Raw genomic sequence first — 15,057 nt, forward strand, 5'->3', positions numbered from 1 at the left:
GATTTATCTGCCTAGCTGAATAAAAAAACCGCAACGCGGATGAGTGATAACAAACGCTAACCATTCTATATGAATAGGGCGGGTTAGTTTCCGTTGTCAACTATCGGATACCTGTTGTTTAAACTCAATTATTTTATTTACACTCCATTGTGTTATTTCAATTCACTTAATACGAGTAATGGCGCGCAGATATGGAACTTAAAGCGACATCTTTTGGCAAGCATTTGGCTCAGCACCCTTACAATCGGGTGCGCTTGCTCAATGCTGGCATCGAAGTATGCGGTGATAAACATCAGTACCTGATTCCTTTTAACCAGTTGGTTAACATTGAATGTAAGCGCGGTATTGTCTGGGGCGAACTGGAATTTGAATTGCCAGACCAACAAGTTGTCCGTTTACATGGCACCGAATGGCAGGAAACTCAACGTTTCTATCAACATTTACTGGGCATCTGGCAGCAATGGAGTGAAGAGATGAGCTTGGTTTGTGTTGAGGTTTTACATAAACAAGTGGAATCAATCAAGCGGATTGAGCAACAGGATAAATGGTTTAAACGCAGTGAGTTAGGACAGGTGCAGCACTCTATTCGCGAGGCTTTCGCCTCATTGCCGATACCGGTGCCGCGGTTGAACGAATTTGAGACCTGTCGTGCAGATTATGAAATCTGTTTGCGCTGGTTGCAGCAAGGTAGTCGCAGTGTAGAACGCCGGAATCAGCAATGGACCAACCGAATGTTGGAAGAGCATCAAGATTTCTTCCAAAGTGTAGAAACCTCCCCCCTGAATGAATCGCAAAGCCGGGCGGTGGTTAATGGCGAAGACTCGGTATTAGTTCTGGCAGGTGCCGGCAGTGGTAAAACATCAGTGCTGGTAGCCCGTGCCGGTTGGTTGTTACGCCGTAATGAAGCATTGCCGGAGCAGATTTTACTGCTCGCATTTGGCCGTCAGGCGGCTGACGAGATGAATCATCGCATTAAGCAACGGTTAGCTGTGGATGATATTCAGGCTAAAACCTTCCATGCACTGGCATTGCAGATTATCCAGCAAGGCAGCCGTAAAACACCACTAATCAGTAAATTAGAATCAGACAGCCAGGCCAGAAGGTCGTTACTGATTAAGAATTGGCAACAGCAGTGTAGTGAGAAAAAAGCGCAGGCAAAAGGGTGGCGTGAATGGCTAACTGATGAGCTTGAGTGGGAGGTTGATGAGGGTGAGTTTTGGCAAGATAAACGTTTAGCAGCCAGATTGGCGGGGCGGCTGGAGCGTTGGGTAGGGCTGATGCGAATGCACGGTGGTAGTCAAGCCGAAATGATTGAGCAGGCTGATGAAGAAGTGCGTGATCTCTTCCAGAAACGTATACGGTTAATGGCACCGTTATTGAAAGCGTGGAAAACGGCGTTGAAAGAAGAAGGTGCGGTTGATTTCTCCGGCTTGATTCATCAGGCAGTTAACTTACTGGAGAAAGGGCGTTTTGTTAGTCCGTGGAAGCATATTTTGGTGGATGAGTTTCAGGATATCTCACCGCAACGCGCTATGTTGCTGGCAGCACTGCGCAAACAAAATAAGCAAACCTGCTTATTTGCGGTGGGTGATGATTGGCAGGCGATTTATCGGTTTAGTGGCGCGCAGCTCTCGCTCACTACGGCTTTTAGCCAGTACTTCGGTGAAGGGGCTGAATGTGCATTGGATACCACTTACCGCTTTAATGATAGGATCGGAGAAATTGCGAACCGGTTTATTCAGCAAAACCCACATCAATTGAAAAAGCCACTTAACAGCTTGAGTAAAGGTAACAAAAAGTCAGTCATCATTTTGCCGGACCAACAGCTTGACACCTTACTGGATAAATTAAGCGGTTTTGTTAAGGATGATGAGCGTATTTTGATTTTGGCCCGCTATCACCATTTACGGCCTGAGATTTTGCAAAAAGCGGCAACTCGCTGGCCAAAACTGACGATTGATTTTATGACTATTCATGCCAGCAAAGGGCAGCAAGCCGACTATGTGATTATTGCAGGGCTACATGAAGGTAATGATGGTTTTCCGGCAGTAGCGCGGGAATCAATTGTGGAAGATGTGCTGTTACCGGCACCGGAAGATTTCCCAGATGCAGAGGAGCGGCGTTTATTATATGTCGCAATGACTCGTGCGAAGCACCAAGTCTGGTTACTGCAAGATACAGCAAAACCCTCTATTTTTGTTAAGCAACTTAGCGAGTTAGGTGTTCCAGTTCAGCGTAAACCTTAACGGAGCTATCGCATACATTCCGCCCGGTGGTTGTGGCACCGGGCATAATGCTTATTGCAGTCGCTGTTTTAAGTAATGATCATAATCAGGGATTGCGATGGTAACTTCGCTGCTAAACAAGTTAGAACCAATTAAGAAGTCTGCGGTCGAGCGGTTGGTGGCGACAGGTATATTCCAGACTGTTGCCAGACGTAGTAGGGCTTTCACATCGGGATCATGCGGCACAGCATTCAACGGGTCCCAGAAGAAAATCAAAATATCGATTTTTTTCTCCGATATCAGCGCACCCACTTCTTGATCTCCCCCCATCGGACCACTTAGTAAACAGTTAACGTCAATGCCGGTGGCTTTTTGTACCAGGTTTCCGGTGGTACCTGTGGCATAAAGTTCGTGCTGGGACAGCAGTTGTTTGTTTTCCATAACCCATTCGAGCAGCGATTTTTTGCAGTGATCGTGGGAAACAAGGGCAATATGCTTGCGTACCGCAATAGTGCGGGTAGTCAGTTCCATCAAGATATCCTTCAATAAATGCTAGCGGTTTGCTAACAGATTACTGAAACGGAGATTTTGTGCATAGCGGTAACGCAAAGAAATGCGAGGAAACAAGCATAACCTGATGTTTAAGAACCGCCTTATCGTAAACGGATCATTTGCCCGGTTGCTTTTTAGCCCAGAGTAGGAAGCGTTGTTGAGTTTCGGCGTTGGCTTGCAGGAACCAATATTGCAGCATCTGTTCGGCAACATTTTCCCCTTGCAGGCTGGTGGTATTCTGCGCGGTATTTGTCCCTGCCACGGCAATAGTGGTCCCCGGCACCGCACTCACAGTTGAAGGTGGAATGGTGGCAAAAGAGGGAACTGAAGCACTAAATTGGCCAACATTATAACTGGCCATTGCAGTTTCAAGTGTGCTGGCAGTGTTGAGATTGTCCTGATGTAATACATCGTGACGCACAGATAATGGGCGGCCATTATCCCCAATAAGCTGATATACCGGGTTTTTAGAAAACTTATGCCCATCTCGTTCGGTATCAATGGCCGGTAATTTTATGGCGACTGAACGAACATTGCGGGTATTAAACACCACCACTAATGGCGGAGAGGCATACAACACTTTCGGATCGGCTGGCAGTGGTTTAGCCACTTTGAACAGAATTTGATGCTGACCGCTGTTTAATTCCAAGCTATCGGCTCCTTTTAGCAAGGATCCTGACATATTTTTCCCATCGACCACCAACAGGTCAATTTCCGGCGCGAGTTTTAAGGTCGTGGCGATAGCTGAAGCACTACAGCAAACGGCCAAAATCCCTACGACCACCAGACCAAATTTCATGTGCTGCTCCTGAGGGTGATATCCGCGTACATTGTCAGACAGGCTAGATTATGTGTCAAAGTCTTTCCGTTCGCCCACATTTATTTACTTTTTGAAATGTTCAGTATAAATATGACGTTTTTATCCTGATGAATTATAAGGATAAAGCCGGCACTCTAACAGTAATTACTGCGACATCTCTTAAACCAAATCAATCTGACCGCATTTATGATCCATTTTCCCCATGATGTACACTTAGAGGATCGCCTAATATTGGTAGTATCCCTCCGGGTGCACATGGATTGGGATATTCTTTTAGCGCATCAGAGGAACTGAAAAATGCACGATAAAGACATTGCTGACATTCTCCAACAGGTAAAAACAATTGCATTAGTCGGGGCGAGTGATAACCCATCGCGGCCAAGTTATGGTGTTATGGCTTATCTGCTACAGCAGGGGTATCAAGTCACGCCTGTTAGCCCTAAATTGGCGGGGAAATCATTATTGGGCCAGCAGGCATATGCAGAACTGGCGGATATTCCTCATGCTATCGATATGGTGGATGTTTTCCGTAATGCCGAGGCTGCATACGGCGTTGCGCAAGATGCTATTGCTATCGGCGCCAAGGTTCTGTGGTTACAAATTGGTGTTATTAATGAGTTGGCGGCTACCTTGGCGGCAGATGCGGGAATAAAGGTGGTGATGGATCGTTGTCCGAAGATTGAAATACCGCGCCTGGGATTAGAAAAACAGTGATACGCGGCGTTGCTAATTTTGGCGATAAAAAACCCGGTACTAAGCGCCGGGTTTTATCGATAAATCTCAAGATTTAGTTGCGTAGACGCGGAGCCTGTAGCTGATGGCGGATGGACGCCGCCAGTTCATCCAATGAAGGTTGCTCTGGGTGAGCATCCATATCTTCATAGGTTAGTTGCGCTTCAGCTAGATAGGTATGTATCGGTTGCCCCTCATCATCCTCAATAACCACGTGATACCAAGGTGACGAACGCAGCATAGCGTTGTTTGCAACCTCATCAGGTTCCGGTGGCTCGAGAGAATATTCAGGATCGATATCAATCACTACACCCAAATAGCCGTGTAGGCTGTGGCGGACCTGCTGCCCAATACCAAATTTGCTGGCAATCATGATAACCTCCTGAGAAACATTACTCTGTCTTCTATATGAGGGCAGTGTAGGGCATTTCAAGTCATACTATCCGGCACGCGAACCCTTTCAGGTACAGACCTTCTGGATATGTCGCGATAACCGGGTGATCCGCTGCCTGACGGAACTGTTCTATAAATTGTATATCATGCCCTGCATCTAACGCAGCATCGGCCAAAATTTTCTGGAATAAATCTGTTGGCATCAAACCAGAGCAGGAGAAACTTAACAAGATCCCGCCTGGGCGCAATAATTGTATCGCTAACATATTAATATCTTTGTAGCCACGACACGCACTTGCCAACTGACTTTTGTTCTCCACAAACTTCGGTGGGTCCATAATGATCATGTCAAACTTTTCCCCTTGCGTGCGGTAGTTACGCAGCAATTGGAACACATCATCCCGCATGAATTCGGTTTTGCTCAAATCCAACTGGTTGAGTTCAATGTTTTGTTTGGCTATATCCAGTACAGCTTGTGAGGTATCAACGCTGATAACTTGCTTACAATTTCCCATCAGCGCTGCGACAGCAAAGGCACCGGTATAAGAGAAACAGTTCAGAACACGGCGACCATCGGCGTAGTTACGCGCCGCCAGGCGGCTATCGCGCTGATCTAAATAAAATCCTGTTTTATGGCCGTGCTGAATATCAACCAACAGTTGCATGCCGTTTTCGGTTATTGGCAGCAGGTCAGGCGGCATTTCACCGCTGATTGTCCCTTGCGTCAGAGGTAAGCCTTCTTTTTTACGCACGGAAACATCGGAGCGGTCATAAATAGAGCATTCTGGGTAACAATGTTGTAAGGCACTAACCAGTGTTTCCCGCTGATATTCAGCGCCGGCCGACAGTAACTGCAATACCAGAAAGTTCTGGAAGCGGTCTATGGTGATACCCGGCAGGCCATCAGACTCACCGGCGATCAGGCGATAGCCGTTCAAACCATCACGCTTTGCCAGCCAATCACGCCAGCTCTGCGCTTGCTGTAGACGGCGGATGAAGAACTCGCGGTCAATAACTTCATCTTGTTGGAACGTCCAGACTCGTGCCAAAATTTGTGATTCAGGAGAGTAGGCGGCACGGGCCAGCCATTTACCCTGGCTATCAAGGATATCGAGGGTTTCACCGGGCAGGGCACTCCCCTCAAGGCGTTGAACGGCCCCAGAGAAGATCCACGGATGGCGACGAAGTAAGGACTTTTCACGTCCTTTGGCAAGAATCAGGCTTACGGTCATAATTAGGTTGCTGCCAGCTAGGTAAAAAAGAGCGGTATTGTCGGAGTATGAGCCGGAAAATGCAAATTATCACGTAGATGAGGAGTCTATATGCCAAAAGTATGCACTGCCGCCTATGTTTACGGCGTTGTTCAGGGCGTGGGTTTCCGCTATAGCACGCAACGTCAGGCACAAGCGCTGGGTGTAACGGGTTACGCTAAAAATTGTGATGATGGCAGTGTGGAAGTGGTGGCTTACGGCGAGCAAAATGCGGTTGAACACCTGCTTGAGTGGATTAAGCAGGGGGGGCCACGCGGTGCGCGGGTGGATCGCCTGCTGACAGAACCTTATCCGAGCACCGCGTTTGAAAAATTTAAAATCCGCTATTAACTCACGAGCGGTGCCAGAGCACAGCTATCCATCATTAAATACTGCTATCTGCCGTTAAATACATTTAACGGGTTTGGGTAATCCTGCAATTTTGGTTGCTTGCTTTGCTGGCCCTTTGGGGAATAAACGATACAGATATCGGCTATTACCTTTCTCTTCACCATACTTTTGTGCCATGGCCTTTACCAGCATGCGGATTGCAGGTGATGTATTGAATTCTTGATAAAATGCACGCACAAAGCGCACCACTTCCCAATGCGGTTCAGTGAGTATAATCTCTTCCTGTTCAGCCAGTATAGGCGCTAAAGCCTCGCTCCAGTCCGCGCTATTTTTCAGATAACCCTGTGCATCGGTATCAATAACCCGGCCTTCAAACTCCAACATACAACCTCGGTAATTCAATCAATGAAACGGCCGCTAATTTAGCAAATATTTGCCACTACCCCAAAGCAGTCTCTGCTGTTATTTGGTGAGGTGCCATCTGTGCGAGAGTAAATAAACCGGCTGCTGTACGCCTAATGGCCAGTTAGCATAAGGGATGACGATAAATTCAGCACTCGACAATCAGCTAGCGGATTTTTTGGTCAATTAAGCACAAACAGGCTTTACAAGCGGCAGAGCTCTGTTTATAGTTCGGCTCGTTGCGGAGGGGTGGCCGAGTGGCTGAAGGCAACGGTCTTGAAAACCGTCGACGGGTAACCGTTCGAGAGTTCGAATCTCTCCTCCTCCGCCATCATTTCTCTTTATCCTCTTGTTTTTTCCCCAGTTACTTATCCCAAACAAAGGGTATTTTGCCCCACAGACCCTATCGATAATGCTTTCTCCGGCAGCGTTGCTCCACCGTGGAAACGAACTAACACGCCTTTTTCTCCCATTGCATTTGTTTTATTTGTGATCGATAGCAAATAAAATGTCAATTCGAAATAAATCGAAAGTTATGGTGCAAGTGATACTCGCTTGCCTGATGGTGTTGTGGTTGCTGGCTACCTATATCTTGGCGGTTGAAGTGAGTTGTGAAACTGATAGCCCTTATATTTACGTAGCGAGGAGGTCTAATGGTCTTGGTATACCTATAAAGAGGTATATGATTGACTTTTATGTAAAAATTGATCGATGAGATGCTTTTTTTTTGAGCTGGTTCATAAAAGCGAATACCCACACAAAAATTGTTTGATCTAAAACAAGCATTCTTACTACTACAAATCATTTGCTGCAAATCCTCCTTACTATCTGCCTAACCCACAGGTTGATATCAGTCATGCTTCGCCTCCTGGCTCGCTATTTCTCACCTGATTGCGGGTTTAAAAATAAAAAAACCATCTGGTGCGGGCACTGATAGCGTCCGGTATGGAAAAACACACTGGAGTAAATATTGTGAGCAAATTTATAAGACAGGTGTTGGTAGGGATAATGGTTCTTTTGGCAATAGGCGCGGTATTTTCTTTGTCGGCGGCACCTACGCCGCCGATTGAGGCCCGCAACGATAAATTCGCCGAACAGCATGTTGACCAATTTACCTCATGGTTGAAAACCAAAGAGAGTGGGCCACGAGAAGATGCGCTGGCGGATGACCCCAATTTGGTGATCCTTTGGGCCGGATATCCGTTTGCTAAAGATTATAACAAACCTCGTGGGCACTATTATGCTGTCACTGATGTGCGGGAAACCTTACGTACCGCAGCACCGAAAACCGCAGAGGATGGCCCCTTGCCGATGGCCTGCTGGAGCTGTAAAAGCCCGGATGTTGCCCGCTTGATCAATGAACAAGGTGAAGAGGGGTATTTCAAAGGGACTTGGGCCAGAGGTGGCCCGGAAGTCGTCAATCAGTTGGGGTGTGCCGATTGCCATAATACCGCTTCTGCTGATTTTGCTGCCGGGAAGCCAGCTTTAGTCCTCTCCCGGCCCTATGCTGAGCGTGCTTTGCAATCTATCAATAAACCTTTCGAACATGCCAGCCGCCTGGATCAACAATCCATGGTGTGCAGCCAGTGCCATGTTGAGTACCACTTCGCCGGTAAAGATAAAGCGGTGAAATTCCCATGGGATCAAGGCACGGATGTGGTGTCAATGGAGAAGTATTACGATGAAATCGCTTTCTCTGATTGGGTTCATCCGCTGTCAAAAACCCCGATGTTGAAAGCCCAGCATCCTGAGTATGAAACCTGGCGTGCGGGGATCCACGGTAAAAATAATGTCAGTTGTATCGATTGCCATATGCCGAAAATCCAAAATGCGGCAGGTAAGGTGTATACCGACCACCAGATCCGCAACCCGTTTGATAGCTTTGAAACTACCTGTGTTAACTGCCATACCCAGGATAAAAAAACCTTGCAAGATATTGTTGCTGAACGCAAAGCCAGCATTCAGGAGTTAAAACTGAATGTTGAGAAACAACTGGTTCACGCACATTACGAGGCAAAAGCTGCTTGGGATGCCGGGGCAACCGAACAAGAAATGAAACCTATTCTGCAAGATATCCGCCATGCCCAATGGCGCTGGGATTATGCCATTGCTTCCCACGGTATTCATATGCATGCACCGGATGTTGGTCTGCGTGTATTGGGGGGCGCGTTGAATAAAGCTGCCGATGCCCGTACCAAACTTGCACGTCTGCTGGCGACAAAAGGGATTAGCCACGAAATTCCGCTGCCGGATATTTCGACCAAACTCAATGCCCAGAAAGCGCTGGGAATGGATATGGATAAGCTGAACCGCGAGAAGCAGGAGTTTCTGCAACAAGTGGTACCAGCCTGGGATGATCAAGCCAGAAAAGCGGGCCGGTTGAGCCAGTAAGAGGCGTTCCGGTGTGACAATACGCTCACCGGATCTATTCCAGAGACAAACGGCCCCAGGTTGGGGCCATAGCAAAGGTGGAATAATTATGCGCGTTTTACGTTCATTCGGTTCAGCCGCGCTGCTGGTAGTGTTGATTCTGTGCACGCTGCCCACTCTCGCCACAACACCGAACACGACGGCGAAAATGCCCGCGTCGCGCCATATTGTTGAGCCGCAGCGCAACCCGGATGCTGCTTGCATCCAATGTCATAAAGAACAAAAAGATGAGTTGCATGGCAAACATGCTGGCGCGGTAAATCCGAATACACAGTTGGCCTTAACCTGTACCAACTGCCATGGGCAGGCATCGGTGCTGCACCGTAATGGTATTAAAGATGTGATGCGTTTTAACCGCGATATGTTTAATGCCGATAAAGCGATGTACAGCGTCTCACAACAAAACAGTGTCTGCATGAGCTGCCATCTGCCGGAGAAATTACGCGAGGCGTTCTGGCCCCATGATGTGCACATGTTGAAGCTTTCTTGTGTCAGTTGTCATCAGTTGCATCCTAAAACCGACCCGATGCATGGCCTTGACGATAAAGGGCGGGTCAAACTCTGTGTTGACTGTCATCGCCGTCAGCAGGAGCTGATATCGAAGGAAACGCCATGAATACGAACCGTCGTCACTTTATCGCCAGTATGGGGGCGCTGATTTTCCTGACTGGTTCTGCTGGACGTTCACTGGCACTCAGCGGCACTGTTGATGGCATTCGTTACGGGATGCTACATGATGAAACCCGTTGTATTGGCTGCACGGCCTGTATGGATGCTTGCCGTGAGGTTAATCATGTACCCGCTGGGGTCTCACGGTTAAACATCATCCGTAGCCAACCGATCGGTGAGTTTCCTGCCGTAAAATATCAGTTCTATCGTCACTCCTGCCAGCATTGCGATAAGGCACCCTGTGTCGATGTTTGCCCAACCGGAGCCTCATATCGCGATAGCGGGACTGGGATTGTTGATGTCGATCCCGACCTCTGCGTAGGGTGCCAGTACTGTATCGCCGCCTGTCCGTACCGGGTGCGCTTTATCCATCCGGTGACGAAAACTGCCGATAAATGCGATTTTTGTCGGAAAACTAATCTAAAGCAGGGTAAACAGCCCGCCTGTGTCTTGTCGTGCCCAACCAAGGCACTCATCTTTGGCAATTTGGACGACCCTAACAGTGAACTGGTGAAATTATTGCATCAGCGCACTGTGTATCGCGCCAAGTTACATCTTGGGACACAACCGAAATTGTATCGTGTTCCCTTTCAGTATGGGGAGATAACCGGATGAATCCTGAACTGAATACCCCGTTTCACTTTGCCTCGTTAGTGTGGGATTGGCCGATAGCCATCTATCTGTTTTTGATAGGAGTATCGGCGGGCATGGTGGTAGTTAGCCTATTGGTTAAGCAACGGGTTCTGGGCGGTGAGGCGGCGCGCAGTGGGTTAGTTAAATCGACCGCTATGATTGCGCCCTTAGCGGTGATTATGGGGTTGTTTATTTTGATACTGCACCTTACCCGGCCGTGGACTTTCTGGAAGCTGATGTTTTTCTACAGTACCAGCTCGGTTATGTCATTGGGTGTCATGCTGTTTCAGATTTATATGGTGGTGCTGTTGGTCTGGCTGGCGGTGATATTTCGCCATGGGCTGACGGCATTATTACAGCCTTACCGCAAATTGAATTGGGTTGGCACGGTGCTGCATAAACTGGCACCGATTGAACGCAAGTTGGAACCATTGATGATGTTTCTGGCTGTAGCGTTGGGGGCATATACCGGCTTCCTGTTATCGGCCCTGAAGAGTTACCCCTTGTTGAATAATCCGGTATTGCCGGTGTTATTTCTGTTCTCCGGTGTTTCTTCGGGTATTGCTGCCATGGTGTTGTGCGCGGTGACCTTTTTTAAAGAACCCATAGATAGCCCGGCACTGGCATTTGTTCATCGGTTGGAAAAACCGGTGGTGTGGTTGGAGCTATTTCTGCTGCTGGCATTCTTCACCGGGCTGTGGTTCGGCGGTGGTCAGAAAGAAGTCGCGGTCGCTGTCGCGTTGGGCGGTGGTTTTTGGGCCGCGATGTTTTGGTTCTGGGTTATCGGTTGCGGCATGGTGCTGCCATTAGTTTTAAACCGTTTTTGTAGCCATGGAATGCGCCATCGGGTCTCATTTCTAGTGACGGTATCCGGCTTGAGTCTGTTTGGCGTATTGGTTTTACGTTTCTTTATTCTTTATGCCGGTCAGATGACGGTTGTGTGAGGAGGCGAACCGGTGATGGGTGAAAATGTATGGTAGGTGAGTTGGGGCTGTTGTCACTGTTGGTGGCTGCGTCATTGGCGCTGCTGCTCACTGTTGTGCCTGTTATTGCTCTCCATCGGCGGCGATTGGCTTTGTTGTATTGGTTACCGTCGTTCAGTTACGCCGTGACCTTATTCATTACACTGGCACTGTTGTTACTGGGTTGGTGCTTTGTTAGCGATGATTTTTCTCTGCTTTATGTGGCACAACACGGCAATAGCCAGCTTCCTCTATTTTATAAGGTTGCGGCAATCTGGGGCGGGCATGAAGGCTCCTTGTTGTTTATGCTGTTTGCTCTGAGCCTGTGGAGCACCGCGTTGACGCTTTTTCGCCGTCATTTTCCGCTGCGTTTTTTTGCTCGCGCGTTGGCAGTGATGGGGGGGCTACTGCTTATCCTGAGTATTTTTATCCTCTTTTTCTCCAATCCTTTTGAGCGATTGTTCCCGACGTTGGCGCAGGGGCGTGATTTAAATCCAATGTTACAGGATCTGGCGCTGATATTTCATCCACCCTTGCTGTATCTGGGGTATAGCGGTTTTGCCGTTAGTTTTGCTTTCGCCGTTTCGGCGTTGCTTGCAGGCCGCAATGGCAATAATAGTGTGCACTACTGCCGTCCCTGGGTATTGGCTGCCTGGAGTTTTCTCACGTTTGGCATTTTGTTGGGGGCATGGTGGGCATACAGCGAGTTGGGGTGGGGCGGCTGGTGGTTCTGGGACCCGGTTGAAAATGCGTCATTACTGCCATGGCTCACCGCAACTGCACTGTTACATGTTCTGGCTGTTATTGAGAAACGGGGCTTATATCATCATTGGGGCATTTTGCTGTCGCTGGTGACATTTCAACTCTGCTTGTTAGGCACTTTTATCGTGCGCTCTGGGGTGTTGACCTCAGTTCACGCTTTTGCTGTTGATACGGCGCGCGGTGAGGCTTTACTGGCGCTGTTTGGCATAGTGACGTTGAGTTCATTGACGCTATTTGCCCTGCGGGTGCGGGGCAACAATCGCCCTGCTGCTTTCAACCTCTTCTCACTGGAGTCATTACTGCTGGCGGCAATGGTGCTGCTCAGCATTGCTGCGGTAACCGTATTGATTGGCACATTGTATCCATTAATTTTCAGTGTGCTGGGGTTAGGATCACTGTCTGTTGGTGCGCCCTATTTTAATCAAACCCTGACACCTTTTGTGCTGTTATTGCTATTGCTGATGGGCATAACGCCGTTTGCCGATTGGCGGCAAAGCCACAAAATCAATGGCTGGCGTCTTGTCGTACCTGCTGTATTAGCTATCTGCGGTGGGTTGCTCAGTTTAGGTCTATTCGAGTCACCGTGGCAGGTGGGGATGCTGATAGGTGTCACTCTGGCCCTCTGGACGTTGTTCGCGCCATTATTTGTGCCAAAGATACGTGGCAATTTATGGTTGATACACGGTGGCGTTGCGGTCAGCCTGCTGGGAATGCTGTTTGCTTCATATTACACCGTCGAGCAGGGGCGACGTATGGCGCCAGGCAGTCAGGTCACACTGGCCGGTTATCAGTTTACCTATCGTCAAACTGAATTGGTGGTCGGCCCAAACTATACCAGTGAGCAGGCGCATATTGTGGTCAGCCAGAATGGGCAAGCGTTAACCACATTGTTACCGGAGCGGCGGCACTATACGGCGCGGGGAATGTTGATGATAGAGCCGGCGATAGCCAGTAGCCCCCTGGCGGACTTTTATGTGGTTCTGGGGGATAGTTTGGGCGCGGGGGAGTATAGCGTACGTTTGTCCCATAAACCGATGGTCAGTTGGATTTGGGGGGGCGCACTGATGATGGTAGTTGGTGGTTTATTGGCGCTATGGCGCAGAATCCACCCTGTTAGCGACCTCGCGGGGGATAAATGAAACAACGTTGGCCTTGGTTGATTGTCCCTCTGGTTGCCTTACTGCTGGGCTGCTTGCTTTATAGCGGCTTAACGCGGGATCCGCATCGTATCGAGTTGGCCGAGCAAGACCTGCCGTTTCCCGCGTTTTCTTTATCTGAATTGCAACAGCCCGGGCAGAACATAACGCGAGAGCAACTGTTGGGTAAGGTGACGGTGATTAATGTATGGGCCAGTTGGTGTGCCAGTTGTAAGCAAGAGCTCGCCCTACTGGGGCAGATAGCCGGGACGTTGCATGGTGTGCAGTTCTATGGTCTGAATTACCGCGATGACCGTCAGGCGGCGTTAAATACTCTGCGGCGCTACAGCAATCCTTATCAGAAGAACCTTTATGACCCGCATGGCACATTAGCACTGGCGATGGGGGTATATGGTACACCTGAGACCTGGCTAATTGATGCAAATGGCATTATTCGCCAGCGCTATGCTGGTGAAATGACGACAGAGATATGGCAACAACAGTTTATGCCGCTACTGGCGCAATGGACGCGGGTGGGAACCCCATGAAAGTTTTATTCCTGATGTTATCACTGGTTTTTTCATCTGGTGTTGCGGCTGATCTGGTGGATACCTATCATTTTAGTTCGCCGCAACATCAGCAACAAGCATTGGCATTGGCGCAGGAGTTGCGTTGTCCTCAATGCCAAAATCAGAACTTGCTGGAGTCGACCTCGCCGATAGCGCAAGACTTGCGATTAGAGGTCTATCAGTTGGTAGAAGCAGGACACAGCTCTCAGGAGATAATGGCCGTAATGACCCAGCGCTATGGGGACTTTGTTCGGTATCGTCCTCCGTTGCGCAGTGCCACACTGGTGCTATGGTTTGGGCCTGGGGTGTTACTGGCCTGCGTGTTAGGTGGGTTGATTTTTAAGATACGCCGGCAATCTGTCTCAGGTGTGAGAGGGCCGCGATAATGGTGCTATCGATAGGGCTGGCGATACTGGTGCTGTTGGTGGTAGTGAGTTTGTGGTGGCCGTGGCTGGTGCAATATGGTCGCTTGAGCTGGCGCTGGCCACTGGGCTTCAGCCTGGTGGTGCTGATGCTAATTATGTTGGGATACCGGCAATTGGGCCATTATACCGCCGTGCAGCAAGAGGCTTTGCGGCTACAGGAAGCCCAGCGGTTGAATAATATGCTCGATAAGCAGAGCAGTGATCCCACGCTATCTCGGTTACAACAACGTATTCGTCTGGCTCCCGATAAGGGGGATGGATGGTACAGTTTAGCTCAACATTATTTATATCGTAACGAATTTGAGGATGCATTGATCGCCTTGCAGCAGGCTGAACGTTTGCAGGGGGCCAGTGCCCGCTTTGATGCTGCACGAGCGACGGTGTTCTATTACCGGTCAGGGCAAAAAATGACGGGTGATGTGACGTACTGGTTACAGCAGGCTTTGACTAAAGATCCCATGCAATATACTGCGCTAATGCTGCAAGCCGCTGATAACTTTACCCATGATAGATACGCGCAGGCCATCGCTATTTGGCAGCAGTTATTGGAAAGTGATAACCCACAGGTTGATCGTGCGGTGATTATCCGTGCTATTACATTAGCTCGGGTGATGCAGCAGGCTGAATGATAGACAAAAAAAACCCTTACCAATCTCATTTGGTAAGGGATGCCAATTCGGCCAACACCAGGGAAAACATTATAACCGTTTATTAATCATACAATTAATTTGGGTTAGTGATATGAC

Annotated in this window: 16 protein-coding genes and 1 tRNA gene; 12 read left to right on the forward strand and 5 right to left on the reverse strand. The window is 48.8% G+C overall.

What is annotated here, in order from left to right:
• Positions 1-191: 191 nt before the first annotated feature.
• Positions 192-2,246: a DNA helicase IV gene (gene helD, locus V2A85_RS09560; RefSeq protein ID WP_420071313.1), complete on the forward strand. Its 2,055-nt coding sequence runs from the start codon at positions 192-194 to the stop codon at positions 2,244-2,246.
• Between the two features lie 51 nt (positions 2,247-2,297).
• Here the strand turns inward: helD and V2A85_RS09565 are convergent, their stop codons facing one another.
• Together V2A85_RS09565 and V2A85_RS09570 are read right to left on the reverse strand one after the other, a co-directional pair.
• Positions 2,298-2,756, reverse strand: coding sequence for a methylglyoxal synthase (locus V2A85_RS09565; protein WP_083158476.1), 459 nt, complete (start codon positions 2,754-2,756; stop codon positions 2,298-2,300).
• A 136-nt stretch (positions 2,757-2,892) separates the two neighbouring features.
• Complete coding sequence (locus V2A85_RS09570; RefSeq protein ID WP_372559309.1) at positions 2,893-3,576, reverse strand: DUF2057 family protein; 684 nt, start codon at positions 3,574-3,576, stop codon at positions 2,893-2,895.
• A gap of 318 nt (positions 3,577-3,894) precedes the next feature.
• Between V2A85_RS09570 and V2A85_RS09575 the strand changes: the two genes are divergently transcribed.
• On the forward strand, positions 3,895-4,311 hold the full coding sequence (locus V2A85_RS09575; RefSeq protein WP_083158477.1) for a CoA-binding protein: 417 nt from the start codon (positions 3,895-3,897) through the stop codon (positions 4,309-4,311).
• 73 nt (positions 4,312-4,384) lie between these two features.
• On the opposite strand, the gene hspQ is transcribed toward V2A85_RS09575, so the two are convergent.
• Both hspQ and rlmI read right to left on the reverse strand, forming a co-directional pair.
• Positions 4,385-4,702, reverse strand: coding sequence for a heat shock protein HspQ (gene hspQ, locus V2A85_RS09580; RefSeq protein ID WP_083158478.1), 318 nt, complete (start codon positions 4,700-4,702; stop codon positions 4,385-4,387).
• A gap of 61 nt (positions 4,703-4,763) precedes the next feature.
• Positions 4,764-5,954, reverse strand: a complete 1,191-nt coding sequence (gene rlmI / locus V2A85_RS09585; protein WP_420071314.1) for a 23S rRNA (cytosine(1962)-C(5))-methyltransferase RlmI — start codon at positions 5,952-5,954, stop codon at positions 4,764-4,766.
• 90 nt (positions 5,955-6,044) lie between these two features.
• On the opposite strand from rlmI, the gene yccX reads away from it, so the two are divergent.
• Positions 6,045-6,323: an acylphosphatase gene (yccX, locus tag V2A85_RS09590; protein ID WP_372559308.1), complete on the forward strand. Its 279-nt coding sequence runs from the start codon at positions 6,045-6,047 to the stop codon at positions 6,321-6,323.
• Between the two features lie 54 nt (positions 6,324-6,377).
• Here the strand turns inward: yccX and tusE are convergent, their stop codons facing one another.
• On the reverse strand, positions 6,378-6,707 hold the full coding sequence (gene tusE / locus V2A85_RS09595; protein ID WP_005184582.1) for a sulfurtransferase TusE: 330 nt from the start codon (positions 6,705-6,707) through the stop codon (positions 6,378-6,380).
• A gap of 261 nt (positions 6,708-6,968) precedes the next feature.
• On the opposite strand from tusE, the gene V2A85_RS09600 reads away from it, so the two are divergent.
• From V2A85_RS09600 to V2A85_RS09640, 9 genes are all read left to right on the forward strand, one after another.
• Positions 6,969-7,056, forward strand: a tRNA-Ser gene (locus V2A85_RS09600).
• 677 nt (positions 7,057-7,733) lie between these two features.
• Complete coding sequence (gene nrfA, locus V2A85_RS09605) at positions 7,734-9,116, forward strand: ammonia-forming nitrite reductase cytochrome c552 subunit (protein ID WP_372559917.1); 1,383 nt, start codon at positions 7,734-7,736, stop codon at positions 9,114-9,116.
• A gap of 88 nt (positions 9,117-9,204) precedes the next feature.
• The gene (gene nrfB, locus V2A85_RS09610) at positions 9,205-9,771 is read left to right on the forward strand and encodes a cytochrome c nitrite reductase pentaheme subunit (protein ID WP_420071315.1); all 567 of its coding nucleotides are present in this window, start codon (positions 9,205-9,207) and stop codon (positions 9,769-9,771) included.
• Entirely contained in the window at positions 9,768-10,439 is a 672-nt protein-coding gene (gene nrfC, locus V2A85_RS09615; protein ID WP_372559305.1) for a cytochrome c nitrite reductase Fe-S protein, read from the forward strand. The genes nrfB and nrfC overlap by 4 nt, the downstream gene beginning before the upstream one ends.
• Complete coding sequence (gene nrfD / locus V2A85_RS09620) at positions 10,436-11,401, forward strand: cytochrome c nitrite reductase subunit NrfD (protein WP_372559304.1); 966 nt, start codon at positions 10,436-10,438, stop codon at positions 11,399-11,401. The genes nrfC and nrfD overlap by 4 nt, the downstream gene beginning before the upstream one ends.
• Positions 11,402-11,430: 29 nt before the next feature.
• Positions 11,431-13,320: a heme lyase CcmF/NrfE family subunit gene (locus V2A85_RS09625; RefSeq protein WP_420071316.1), complete on the forward strand. Its 1,890-nt coding sequence runs from the start codon at positions 11,431-11,433 to the stop codon at positions 13,318-13,320.
• Positions 13,317-13,865 carry a DsbE family thiol:disulfide interchange protein gene (locus V2A85_RS09630; protein ID WP_372559302.1) on the forward strand — a complete coding sequence of 183 codons (549 nt, stop codon included), beginning with the start codon at positions 13,317-13,319 and terminating at the stop codon, positions 13,863-13,865. The genes V2A85_RS09625 and V2A85_RS09630 overlap by 4 nt, the downstream gene beginning before the upstream one ends.
• Entirely contained in the window at positions 13,862-14,272 is a 411-nt protein-coding gene (nrfF, locus tag V2A85_RS09635) for a heme lyase NrfEFG subunit NrfF (RefSeq protein WP_372559301.1), read from the forward strand. Before V2A85_RS09630 ends, nrfF begins: the two co-directional genes overlap by 4 nt.
• Entirely contained in the window at positions 14,272-14,940 is a 669-nt protein-coding gene (locus V2A85_RS09640) for a cytochrome C heme lyase (RefSeq protein ID WP_372559300.1), read from the forward strand. The genes nrfF and V2A85_RS09640 overlap by 1 nt, the downstream gene beginning before the upstream one ends.
• Positions 14,941-15,057 lie beyond the last annotated feature (117 nt).

It is taken from the genome of Yersinia sp. 1252 StPb PI, assembly GCF_048593885.1.
Lineage (GTDB): Bacteria > Pseudomonadota > Gammaproteobacteria > Enterobacterales > Enterobacteriaceae > Yersinia > Yersinia enterocolitica_E.

Excerpts from the sequence above, each read along its gene's own strand:
- helD (WP_420071313.1), top strand. The coding sequence starts at position 192 with ATGGAACTTAAAGCGACATCTTTTGGCAAGCATTTGGCTCAGCACCCT.
- V2A85_RS09565 (WP_083158476.1), bottom strand. The coding sequence starts at position 2,756 with ATGGAACTGACTACCCGCACTATTGCGGTACGCAAGCATATTGCCCTT.
- V2A85_RS09570 (WP_372559309.1), bottom strand. The coding sequence starts at position 3,576 with ATGAAATTTGGTCTGGTGGTCGTAGGGATTTTGGCCGTTTGCTGTAGT.
- V2A85_RS09575 (WP_083158477.1), top strand. The coding sequence starts at position 3,895 with ATGCACGATAAAGACATTGCTGACATTCTCCAACAGGTAAAAACAATT.
- hspQ (WP_083158478.1), bottom strand. The coding sequence starts at position 4,702 with ATGATTGCCAGCAAATTTGGTATTGGGCAGCAGGTCCGCCACAGCCTA.
- rlmI (WP_420071314.1), bottom strand. The coding sequence starts at position 5,954 with ATGACCGTAAGCCTGATTCTTGCCAAAGGACGTGAAAAGTCCTTACTT.
- yccX (WP_372559308.1), top strand. The coding sequence starts at position 6,045 with ATGCCAAAAGTATGCACTGCCGCCTATGTTTACGGCGTTGTTCAGGGC.
- tusE (WP_005184582.1), bottom strand. The coding sequence starts at position 6,707 with ATGTTGGAGTTTGAAGGCCGGGTTATTGATACCGATGCACAGGGTTAT.
- nrfA (WP_372559917.1), top strand. The coding sequence starts at position 7,734 with ATGGTTCTTTTGGCAATAGGCGCGGTATTTTCTTTGTCGGCGGCACCT.
- nrfB (WP_420071315.1), top strand. The coding sequence starts at position 9,205 with ATGCGCGTTTTACGTTCATTCGGTTCAGCCGCGCTGCTGGTAGTGTTG.
- nrfC (WP_372559305.1), top strand. The coding sequence starts at position 9,768 with ATGAATACGAACCGTCGTCACTTTATCGCCAGTATGGGGGCGCTGATT.
- nrfD (WP_372559304.1), top strand. The coding sequence starts at position 10,436 with ATGAATCCTGAACTGAATACCCCGTTTCACTTTGCCTCGTTAGTGTGG.
- V2A85_RS09625 (WP_420071316.1), top strand. The coding sequence starts at position 11,431 with ATGGTAGGTGAGTTGGGGCTGTTGTCACTGTTGGTGGCTGCGTCATTG.
- V2A85_RS09630 (WP_372559302.1), top strand. The coding sequence starts at position 13,317 with ATGAAACAACGTTGGCCTTGGTTGATTGTCCCTCTGGTTGCCTTACTG.
- nrfF (WP_372559301.1), top strand. The coding sequence starts at position 13,862 with ATGAAAGTTTTATTCCTGATGTTATCACTGGTTTTTTCATCTGGTGTT.
- V2A85_RS09640 (WP_372559300.1), top strand. The coding sequence starts at position 14,272 with ATGGTGCTATCGATAGGGCTGGCGATACTGGTGCTGTTGGTGGTAGTG.